The following is a 9,866-nucleotide window of genomic DNA, read 5'->3' as shown; positions in this document are numbered from 1 at the left end:
CGCCCTGCCCCACCAGCGCGTCCCCGCCGACGGAACACCAGCCGACGGAACACCCGCCGACGGAACACCGGCCGACGGAGCCCCCGCCGACGGAACACCCCNGGACGGAGCCCCCGCCGGCGGAACACCCCCGGACGGAGCCCCCGCCGGCGGCATGCCCGCCGCCGGCCCGCTCACCCCCGAGGAGGCCCGTACCGTCGCCTCCTGGGACCGCGACCTCGACGCGCTCGCCGGCGAGCTGCTGCGCGCCCGCGCCACCACGCGCGAGGTGCCCCTGCCCGCCTCCCTCTCCGCGTCGCAGCTGCTGCGCCTCGCCGCCGACCCGGACGGCTTCGCGGCGGAACTGGTCCGCCCCATGCCGCGCCCTCCGCAGCCCGCCGCCCGGCGCGGCACGCGGTTCCACGCCTGGGTGGAGTCCCGGTTCGAGGAGCTGCCGCTGCCCCTGCTCGGCCCCGAGGAGCTGCCCGGCGGCGAGGTGTACGCCGACGAGCCGGAGATCGCCGACGAGCGGGACCTGGCCGTCCTCAAGGAGGCGTTCGAGAGGACCCCGTACGCCCGCCGCACCCCGCACCGCGTGGAGGCCCCCTTCCAGCTGCTGCTCGCCGGCCGGGTGGTGCGCGGCCGGATCGACGCCGTCTACCACGACCCCGCCTCCGGCACGTACGAGATCGTCGACTGGAAGACCAGCCGCCACCGCACCGGCGACCCGCTCCAGCTGGCGGTCTACCGGCTCGCCTGGGCGGAGCTGCACGGCCTGCCCCTCGACGCGGTCACCGCCGCCTTCGTCTACGTCCGCACCGGCGAGGTGGTGCGCCCGGAGGAGCTGCCCGGCCGCGCCGAACTGGAGCGGCTCCTCCTCGGCGGGACGGCCGACGGGACGCCCCCGCGCGCCGGATAGGCTCGGCGGCATGAGCGACACCCAGGACAGCGCCGTCGGGACCGTGCGGAAGTACGTGGAGCGGCACCGCGAGGACTTCCTCGCCGACCTCGCCGAGTGGCTGCGCATCCCCTCCGTCTCGGCCCGGCCCGAGCACGCCGGGGACGTGCGGCGCAGCGCCGAGTGGCTCGCCGCGCAACTCGCCCGGACCGGTTTCCCGATCGCGGAGGTCTGGGAGACGGACGGCGCCCCCGCCGTGTACGCGGAGTGGCCCTCCGCCGACCCCGACGCCCCCACGGTCCTCGTCTACGGCCACCACGACGTGCAGCCCGCCGACCGCGAGGACGGCTGGCACACCGACCCGTTCGAACCGGTCGTCCGCGACGGCCGGCTCTACGCGCGCGGGGCGGCCGACGACAAGGGCCAGGTGCTCTTCCACACCCTCGGCGTCCGCGCCCACCTGGACCTCACCGGCCGCGACACCCCGGCCGTCCATCTGAAGCTGCTGGTGGAGGGCGAGGAGGAGTCCGGCTCCGCCCACTTCCGCGCCCTGGTCGAGGAGCGCCGCGACCGGCTCGCCGCCGACGCCGTGGTCGTCTCCGACACCGGCATGTGGTCCGAGACGACGCCCACCGTCTGCACGGGCATGCGGGGCCTCGCGGACTGCGAGATCGAGCTGTACGGCCCCGACCAGGACCTCCACTCCGGCTCCTTCGGCGGCGCCGTCCCCAACCCGGCCACGATCGCCGCCCGCCTGGTCGCCGCGCTCCACGACGAGGACGAGCGCGTCACCGTCCCCGGCTTCTACGACGGCGTCGCCGAACTCACCGAGGAGGAGCGGGCGCTCATCGCGGAGCTGCCGTTCGACGAGGCCGCGTGGCTCGCCGCGGCCCGCTCGCACGGCACGCTCGGCGAGGCCGGCTACTCCACCCTGGAGCGCGTCTGGGCCCGGCCCACCGCCGAGGTCAACGGCATCGGCGGCGGCTACCAGGGCCCCGGCGGCAAGACGATCATCCCGTCGTCCGCGCGGCTGAAGCTGTCCTTCCGGCTCGTCGCGGGCCAGGACCCGGACCGGATCGAGCAGTCCGTGCGCGAGTGGGTCGCCGCCCGCGTCCCCGACGGCATCCGCCACGAGATCGCCTTCGGGGCGGCCACCCGGCCCTGCCTGACGCCGCTGGGCCACCCCGCGCTGCGGGCCGTCGCCCACGCGATGAGCCTGGCCTTCGACGGCGCCAGGATCCGCTACACCCGCGAGGGCGGCTCGGGCCCCGCCGCCGACCTCCAGGAGGTGCTGGACGCCCCGGTGCTGTTCCTGGGCATCTCCGTACCCTCCGACGGCTGGCACGCGCCGAACGAGAAGGTCGAGCTGGACCTGTTGATGAAGGGCGTGGAGGCGAGCGCCCACCTGTGGGGCGGGCTGGCCGCCGCACTCCGCTGAAGCCGAACACGACGCCGGACACAGGACCCGGGCACCCGGGGACGTTGGGAGCACCAGTGAGCACCGTCGGCAACGAGGCCGTCCCCCGCCCGATCCGCTTCACCGCCCCGGGCGGGATCGACCGCGCGGCCCACCACCGCCTCGACGAGGCGTGGCTCGCCGCCGCGTGGAGCCACCCCACCACCCGCGTGTTCGTCGTCTCCGGCGGCCGGGTGCTGGTCGACGACACCCCGGACGGGCGCACCGAACTGGTCACCACGCCGTCCTTCGAGGTGCCCGACACCGAGGACCCCCGCTACTTCCTCGGCACGGACGAGGACGGCGTCAGCTACTTCGCGCTCCAGAAGGACGCGCTGCCCGGCCGGATGGACCAGCCGGCGCGCCAGGCCGGGCTGCGCGAGGCCGGCCTGCTGCTGGGCGCCCGGGACGCCGCCCTGATGGTCCACGCGGTCGCCCTGGAGAACTGGCAGCGCCTCCACCCCTTCTGCGCCCGCTGCGGGGAGCGCACGGACATCGCGGCGGCGGGCCACGTCCGCCGCTGCCCGGCCTGCGGCGCGGAGCACTACCCGCGCACCGACCCGGCCGTGATCATGCTGGTCACCGACGAGCACGACCGGGCGCTGCTCGGGCGGCAGGTCCACTGGCCGAAGGGCCGCTTCTCCACCCTCGCCGGGTTCGTCGAACCGGGCGAGTCCATCGAGCAGGCCGTGGCCCGCGAGGTGCACGAGGAGGCCGGCGTCACGGTCGGCGAGGTGCGGTACGTCGCCAGCCAGCCGTGGCCGTTCCCCTCCAGCCTGATGCTGGGCTTCACGGCCCGCGCCACCTCCTCGGAGATCGACGTCGACGGGGACGAGATCGAGGAGGCCCGCTGGTTCTCCCGCGAGGAGCTGGCCGCCGCCTTCGCGTCCGGGGAGGTGCTCCCGCCGTACGGCGTCTCGATCGCGACGCACCTGATCGAGACGTGGTACGGCAGGCCGCTGCCCCGGCCGGGCACCCCCGGCTGACGCCGCCGGGCGGAACGCGCGGACGCCCCCGCCGGCGGAGGGCGGGGGCGTCCGCGGAAGGCCGCCGGACCGGGACCGGCGGGCCGGGTCAGCCGGCGAGGGCCTGCTGCACCTGCATCAGGCTCGGGTTGGTCATCACGACGTCCTCACCGCCGCCGTTCGGCCGGACGAGCACGGTCGGAACGGTCTGGTTGCCGCCGTTGGCCTTCTCGACGAAGGCGGCGGACTCAGGGTCCTGCTCGATGTTGATCTCGGTGTACGCGATCCCCTCGCGGTCCAGCTGGCTCTTGAGCCGGCGGCAGTACCCGCACCAGGTCGTGCTGTACATCGTCACAGTTCCCTGCATCGTCTCTCCTGCTCCTCGGGTGGTCCGGAGTGCGGCGTGAAGCGCCTGACGGCAGAGGAACGCCCGGGCCCGTCCCCGCATTCCCGGCCCGGTACGACCGGCGTCCCGCCCCTGTGGACGGCCGGCGCGGCCCGCCCCCGGGGACCTGGCAGCATGGCGGGGTGACACCAGCGACGCACTCCCCCCTCTTCCCGCAGGTCCCCGAGTCGGCGGACGCGGTGCTCGACGGGCTCGACCCGGAGCAGCGCGAGGTGGCGACGGCCCTCCACGGCCCGGTGTGCGTCCTGGCCGGCGCGGGCACGGGCAAGACGCGGGCGATCACCCACCGCATCGCCTACGGGGTGCGCGCCGGTGTCCTCCAGCCCGCGAGCGTGCTGGCCGTCACCTTCACCAACCGCGCCGCCGGCGAGATGCGCGGCCGGCTGCGGCAGCTCGGCGCGGGCGGCGTCCAGGCGCGCACGTTCCACTCCGCGGCGCTCCGGCAGCTCCAGTACTTCTGGCCGAAAGCCGTCGGCGGCGCCCTGCCCCGGCTGATCGACCGCAAGGCCCAGCTCGTCGCCGACGCGGCCGCCCGCTGCCGGATCCGGCTCGACCGCACCGAGCTGCGGGACGTCACCTCGGAGATCGAGTGGGCGAAGGTCACGCAGACCGTTCCCGCCGACTACCCGGCCGCCGCGGCGAAGGCCGGGCGCCACGCCCCGCGCGACGCCGCGGAGACCGGCCAGGTCTACGCCATGTACGAGCAGCTGAAGCGGGAGCGCGACGTCCTCGACTTCGAGGACGTGCTGCTGCTCACGGTCGGCATCCTCCAGGACCGGCACGACATCGCCGAGCAGGTCCGCCGCCAGTACCAGCACTTCGTGGTGGACGAGTACCAGGACGTGTCCCCGCTCCAGCAGCGCCTCCTCGACCTGTGGCTGGGCGACCGCGACAGCCTGTGCGTCGTCGGCGACGCCAGTCAGACGATCTACTCCTTCACCGGCGCCACCCCCGACTACCTGCTGGACTTCCGCGCCCGCCACCCGCACGCCACCGTCGTCAGACTGGTCCGCGACTACCGCTCCACGCCGCAGGTCGTCCACCTGGCCAACGGCCTGCTCGCCCAGGCGAGCGGCCGCGCCGCCGACCACCGGCTGGAACTGGTCTCCCAGCGCGACCCCGGCCCCGAGCCCGTCTACACCGAGTACGGCGACGAGCCGACCGAGGCCGAGGGCACGGCCCGCCGCATCCGCGACCTGATCGCCTCCGGCGTCCCGGCGGGCGGGATCGCCGTGCTGTACCGCGTCAACGCCCAGTCCGAGATCTACGAGCAGGCCCTCGCCGACGCCGGCGTCCCCTACCAGCTGCGCGGCGCCGAGCGGTTCTTCGAGCGCCGGGAGGTGCGGGAGGCGGGCGCCGCCCTGCGCGGCGCCGCCCGCTTCGGCGCGAACGACCCGCTGCTCGACGACGTCGTCGACCTGCCGTCGCAGGTCCGCGCCGTCCTGTCCACCAAGGGCTGGACGACCGAGCCCCCCGCCGGCTCCGGCGCCGTACGGGACCGCTGGGAGTCCCTGGCGGCGCTGGTCCGCCTCGCCGAGGACCTGGCCCGCGCCCGCCCCGGGGCCACCCTCGCCGACCTGGTCGCGGAGCTCGACGAGCGGGCCGCCGCCCAGCACGCCCCCACCGTCCAGGGCGTGACGCTGGCCTCCCTCCACGCGGCGAAGGGCCTCGAATGGGACGCCGTGTTCCTCGTCGGCCTCACCGAGGGCATGCTGCCCATCGCGTACGCCAGGACCGACGAGCAGATCGAGGAGGAACGGCGGCTGCTCTACGTCGGCGTCACCCGCGCCCGCCGGCACCTGAGCCTGTCGTGGGCGCTGTCCCGCTCGCCCGGCGGCCGCCCCCACCGCGAGCCGTCCCGCTTCCTGGAGGGCCTGCGCCCCGGCAGCGGGAGCCCCGCCGCCCGTACCGTCCGCGCGGCCGGCGGCGTCGTCCGCGCCGCCGGACCCGCCCGCCCCNGGCGCGCCCGGGGCCCGGTCCGCTGCCGGGTCTGCGGCACCACGCTCACGGTCGCCGGCGAGATGAAGCTGATGCGCTGTGAGGACTGCCCCTCGGAGATGGACGAGGGCCTGTACGAGCGGCTCCTGGAGTGGCGGGCCGGCCAGGCCCGCCGGCTGGGGCAGCCCGACTACTGCGTCTTCACCGAGAAGACCCTCGTCGCCATCGCGGAGACCGTCCCGTCGACCGACGCCGAACTGGCCGTGATCCCCGGCGTCGGCATCCGCAAGCTCAACCGCTTCGGAGCCGATGTCCTGGCCATCTGCGCAGGTGAGAGGCGCGTGGACGGCGATGGCGCGGAATGACCGCGACTCGTCGGAAAAATAGTTTGCGCCCGCCCCGGAAAGCCCCATAGGTTCTTAACCACGCGAACAGCGGCTTCCATGAAGCTCTGTCATCGTGCTGCACTTGATTCCGAACACCCGCGGGTCCGGTTCCGGCCGGCCCCTGAGACGCCGAGAGGAGGCGATTCCAGTGATCAGCATCAGCAACGCCGACTTCGTCAGCACCGCCGCAGTGGCCGATCGCTCGGTCGTCTCCGCCTGTGCGCTTGGCCTCTCCGGCTCGGCGTTCCCCGGCAGCGGTCTCTTCGGTCTCCGGGCCGTCCGTCCGTCGTCCTTCCTTTCGGCCCTCCCCGTCACCGAGGGCTTCGAGGCCGATGAGCGACCGACCGAGGCACTGGGAGCGGAAGCGGTAGCGATGCAGGCTTCGGCCCGCATCGTCGCGGCGACCGGTGCCGACTACGCGAAGCAGACGCAGCACCACACGAAGTGGGCCTTCCGCGGGCTCGAACCCTGGAGTGATCCAGCCTGATCCGGCATCAGGCCGGCGCCTTCAGGGCCGCGGAACCCCACCAGGGATCCGCGGCCCTTCTGTTTTGCCCGAACGGGCGCAGCAGAGCGAAGGGGCCCCGGGACCAGCAGAACCCGGTACCAGCACACCGGCCGACCGGCCGGACCGATCAGACGAGGAACAACACACCGTGCATCCCGAAGCGCACGCCCCGTCCGTACCGCCTTCCCAGACGCTCCCCCCGCCCGGCCTCACGGAGGACCACGACGTGACCGCCCTCACCACCCTCACCGCGTTGGACGACGCCATCGAGAACCTCGGCGCGCCCGTCCCCTGCCGCTCCTACGACCCGGAGGTCTTCTTCGCCGAGTCGCCCGCGGACGTCGAGTACGCCAAGTCCCTCTGCCGCACCTGCCCCCTGATGGCCGCCTGCCTCGCGGGCGCCAAGGAACGGCGGGAGCCGTGGGGCGTCTGGGGCGGTGAGCTCTTCGTCCAAGGGGTGGTCGTCGCCCGCAAGCGGCCGCGAGGCCGTCCCCGCAAGAACCCGGTCATGGCATGAGCACCGCCGGCACCGTCGACCGCCCCCTCACGCACGACCCCCAGAAGCAGGCCCCGATGACCTCTTCCGCGCACGAGCCCACGGGCTCCGCCACCCCTGACGCGACCACCCTCGGCGCGCACGCCTCGCGCCAGAACAGGAACCGAGAAATGCAACTCATCCCGGAAGCCCTGGCCCGTGCCCATATGCACGAGCGACTCAGGCAAGCCGACGAGCAACGCGCGGGCCTGCGCCTGATCGCCGCGCGGCGGATGCAGCGCCGCGCCGAGCGTGCCTCGCTGCGGGCCCGCCGCGCGCTGGCCATGGCCGTCATGCAGTAACCGGCCGCGGCACCCGCCGCGCGCCACCACCTTCCCGCGGGGGCCGGTCCACTCCGACCGGCCCCCGCGGCGTGCCACCCGCCACCCGCCCGCGGTGGGACGGCGCGGTCCGTCCGCGGTGGGACGCTCACCGCCCGTGTGCGGTGCGTTGCCCGCCATTCTCCCGTGGCGGGGTTATCGTCTCGTGATGAACGAGCGGACTTCCGAACCCGCGGGGTCGCGCGCACGAGGCGTGATGTGCTCACGCTGCGGCGCGACCGCCGACGACCTCCCCCTGACCTGGACCTGCTCCGTCGAGAACGGCACCAGGCTCTACTTCTGCCAGGCCTGCGCCCGCGCCCACATCCGGTCCATCGAGAGCAGGCTCGACTCCGCCTGGTGGTGAGAACCCCGGGACCGGTCAGGCGGGCTCCTCCAGCGGCTCCTCGGGCAGGAACCCCGGCAGCCACTCCTCCAACTCGTCCCGCAGCCGCACCGAGGCGTTCAGCTGGCACAGCACCCCGATCGTGCTCAGCGTCACCCGGTGGATCAGCAGGTACGCGGGCGGGAGGTTGAGCTGCCTGCCCAACTGGTGGGCGGGGGAGCGCGGATCGGCCACCCGTGCCGCCTGCGTGCGGATCCACTCCCGTGTGAAGAGGAACTCGTCGGCGCCGGCCGGCTCGATGATCGGCAGCAGGTACTCCAGCACCGCCTCCGGATCGAGCTCGATCGACTCCTTCACGAACCCCTCGTCGCGGAGCAGTTCGTAGACCGTCTCCGCCTCGCCCTCCAGCGCCATCCGCAGGCAGAGGCCGATGGTCTCCGGCAGTCCGCCGGGAAGCCGGTCCACGGTGCCGAAGTCCAGTACGCCCAGCCGCGGCTCGCCGCCGTCCTCGCCCGGCAGCAGGCGGAAGTTCCCCGGATGGGGGTCGGCGTGCAGCAGCCCCGTCCGCGCCGGCCCGGAGAACAGGAACCGGGCCAGCAACTGGCCCGCCCGGTCCCGCTCCTCCGGAGTGCCGTCCGCTATGACCTTCGACAGGGGCGTCCCGTCGATCCACTCCGTCACCAGCACCCGGTCCGACCCGTGCACCACGTCGGGGACCACCACGTCGGGATCACCGGCGAACTCCGCGGCGTGCTCCTGCTGCGCCCGCCCCTCCAGCGCGTAGTCCAGCTCCTCCGACACCCGGTCGCGCATCTCGGCTATCAGCGGCTTGATGTCCATCCCCGGCACCAGGGGGCCCAGCAGCAGGGCGAAACGGCTCAGCTGCGTCAGATCCGACAGCAGCGCCTCACCGGCCCCCGGGTACTGCACCTTCACCGCGACCGGGCGCCCGTCGTGCCACACCGCCCGGTGCACCTGCCCGATCGACGCCGCCGCGGCCGGCCTGTCGTCGAACTCCAGGAAGAGCTCCCGCCACTCGTCGCCCAGGTGCTCGGCGAGCACTCCGTGCACCGTGCGCGCCGGCATCGGCGGCGCCGCCTCCTGGAGCTTCGTCAGCGCCGCCCGGTACGGCCCGGCGACCTCCTCCGGCAGCGCCGACTCGAAGACGGACAGCGCCTGCCCGAGCTTCATCGCGCCGCCCTTCAACTCGCCCAGCACCTTGAAGAGTTGCTCCGCCGTGCGCTCCTGGAGCTCACGCGCCACGATCTCGGCGGACCTGCCCCCGATCCGCTTGCCGAGCCCCCAGGTCGCCCGCCCCGCGAAGCTCAGTGGCAGCGCGGCCAACTTGGCGGTACGGGTGATCGCCTTCCGGGGAAGATCAGACATGCGCCCCTCCAAAACCCAGACCGTCGTGCCGCATCGCCTGACACGCGCCGCCGACGGCGGCTACCCCGCCATTGTGTCCTGCCCGCCCCGGACCGCCGAGGCCCGCTCCCGTTCCGTCCGCTCCTCCTCCCGGTCCGCCGCCCCGCAGGGGCACTGCCCGTGCGGACGCACCCGCGAAGCCCGCCACCGCAGCAGCGGCGACGAGACCTCCCACCGGGCGCCCGCACTCGCCGGCACGTCCCCGTCGAGGAAGGCCAGCGCGTGCGCGGCGGCCAGTCCGGCCACCGACGCCGCCAGCCCCACGTCACCGGCCGGTACGGCACCGCTTCGGCGGCCCGACCTCCACTGCGCCGTCAACCGGGGCCACGCGGGATCGGCGTCCGTCCGCCCCAGCTCCACACACCGCGCGCACGCCGAGTCCCCGGGCAGCACCAGCGGGCCCACCACCCCCGTGGCCTCCAGCACCCCCGCGAACAGGTGCGGGGTCCCCGTGCCCACCCACGTGTCGGCCGTCACCGGGTCCGGGGCGTACGCCGCGAGGCCGTCCCGCGGCGCGACGACCACCAGCGACAGCCCCGGCTCCGGCCCACCCCCACCGCCCCGTCCTCCGCCCGTACGGCCGCCCGGCGCCGACCGCGCCACCAGCCGGCGGGCCGCCGCGTCCCGCCGCTCCCCGACTGACTCGGGCGGCGGTCCGCCGGGCGCCACGTCCCACGGCTGCACCCGCCCGCCGTCCAGTACGT

11 protein-coding genes and 1 pseudogene are annotated in these 9,866 nt (G+C 74.6%); 9 read left to right on the top strand and 3 right to left on the bottom strand.

The genetic code is table 11. The annotated features are described in order from the left end of the window. Nucleotides 1-102 precede the first annotated feature (102 nt). From MW084_RS03150 to nudC, 3 genes are all read left to right on the top strand, one after another. A partial coding sequence (locus tag MW084_RS03150; RefSeq protein ID WP_275563461.1) for a PD-(D/E)XK nuclease family protein occupies nt 103-898 on the top strand: 796 nt, incomplete at its 5' end. A 10-nt stretch (nt 899-908) separates the two neighbouring features. Next, complete coding sequence (locus tag MW084_RS03145; protein WP_010469096.1) at nt 909-2,315, top strand: dipeptidase; 1,407 nt, start codon at nt 909-911, stop codon at nt 2,313-2,315. Nucleotides 2,316-2,371: 56 nt separating this feature from the next. After that, on the top strand, nt 2,372-3,319 hold the full coding sequence (nudC, locus tag MW084_RS03140; RefSeq protein WP_010469098.1) for an NAD(+) diphosphatase: 948 nt from the start codon (nt 2,372-2,374) through the stop codon (nt 3,317-3,319). Nucleotides 3,320-3,407: 88 nt separating this feature from the next. Here nudC and MW084_RS03135 read toward each other — a convergent pair whose 3' ends face one another. Beyond that, nucleotides 3,408-3,665 carry a mycoredoxin gene (locus MW084_RS03135; RefSeq protein WP_010469100.1) on the bottom strand — a complete coding sequence of 86 codons (258 nt, stop codon included), beginning with the start codon at nt 3,663-3,665 and terminating at the stop codon, nt 3,408-3,410. A 29-nt stretch (nt 3,666-3,694) separates the two neighbouring features. Between MW084_RS03135 and MW084_RS03130 the strand changes: the two are divergent. The 6 genes and pseudogenes from MW084_RS03130 to MW084_RS03105 all read left to right on the top strand — a co-directional run. Continuing rightward, nucleotides 3,695-5,662, top strand: a pseudogene (locus tag MW084_RS03130) (ATP-dependent helicase); the annotation flags it as partial. 1 nt (nt 5,663) lies between these two features. Then, nucleotides 5,664-6,007, top strand: a 344-nt coding sequence (locus MW084_RS03125; protein ID WP_275563460.1) for an HRDC domain-containing protein, incomplete at its 5' end; no start/stop codon positions are given. Nucleotides 6,008-6,176: 169 nt separating this feature from the next. Beyond that, entirely contained in the window at nt 6,177-6,515 is a 339-nt protein-coding gene (locus MW084_RS03120; protein ID WP_010469102.1) for a hypothetical protein, read from the top strand. A gap of 169 nt (nt 6,516-6,684) precedes the next feature. Further along, complete coding sequence (locus MW084_RS03115) at nt 6,685-7,053, top strand: WhiB family transcriptional regulator (RefSeq protein ID WP_010469103.1); 369 nt, start codon at nt 6,685-6,687, stop codon at nt 7,051-7,053. Continuing rightward, a complete protein-coding gene (locus MW084_RS03110; protein ID WP_010469104.1) occupies nt 7,050-7,373 on the top strand; it encodes a hypothetical protein in 324 nt (107 codons plus the stop codon). Before MW084_RS03115 ends, MW084_RS03110 begins: the two co-directional genes overlap by 4 nt. A gap of 187 nt (nt 7,374-7,560) precedes the next feature. Next, entirely contained in the window at nt 7,561-7,758 is a 198-nt protein-coding gene (locus MW084_RS03105; protein WP_106428026.1) for a hypothetical protein, read from the top strand. Between the two features lie 15 nt (nt 7,759-7,773). On the opposite strand, the gene MW084_RS03100 is transcribed toward MW084_RS03105, so the two are convergent. Together MW084_RS03100 and MW084_RS03095 are read right to left on the bottom strand one after the other, a co-directional pair. Continuing rightward, a complete protein-coding gene (locus MW084_RS03100; RefSeq protein ID WP_010469106.1) occupies nt 7,774-9,123 on the bottom strand; it encodes an ABC1 kinase family protein in 1,350 nt (449 codons plus the stop codon). Between the two features lie 60 nt (nt 9,124-9,183). Continuing rightward, nucleotides 9,184-9,866 (bottom strand): TOMM precursor leader peptide-binding protein (locus MW084_RS03095; RefSeq protein ID WP_275563459.1); only part of this gene is annotated, 683 nt, incomplete at its 5' end.

The sequence above is a fragment of the Streptomyces sudanensis genome (assembly GCF_023614315.1).
Taxonomy (GTDB): Bacteria; Actinomycetota; Actinomycetes; order Streptomycetales; family Streptomycetaceae; genus Streptomyces; species Streptomyces sudanensis.
The sequence above is the reverse complement of the archived record's forward strand: the minus strand, read 5'-3'. Positions and strand labels throughout refer to the sequence as shown.

Coding starts and splice junctions, on each gene's coding strand:
- MW084_RS03100 (WP_010469106.1), bottom strand. CDS start 9,123: ATGTCTGATCTTCCCCGGAAGGCGATCACCCGTACCGCCAAGTTGGCC.
- MW084_RS03110 (WP_010469104.1), top strand. CDS start 7,050: ATGAGCACCGCCGGCACCGTCGACCGCCCCCTCACGCACGACCCCCAG.
- MW084_RS03105 (WP_106428026.1), top strand. CDS start 7,561: ATGAACGAGCGGACTTCCGAACCCGCGGGGTCGCGCGCACGAGGCGTG.
- MW084_RS03135 (WP_010469100.1), bottom strand. CDS start 3,665: ATGCAGGGAACTGTGACGATGTACAGCACGACCTGGTGCGGGTACTGC.
- MW084_RS03145 (WP_010469096.1), top strand. CDS start 909: ATGAGCGACACCCAGGACAGCGCCGTCGGGACCGTGCGGAAGTACGTG.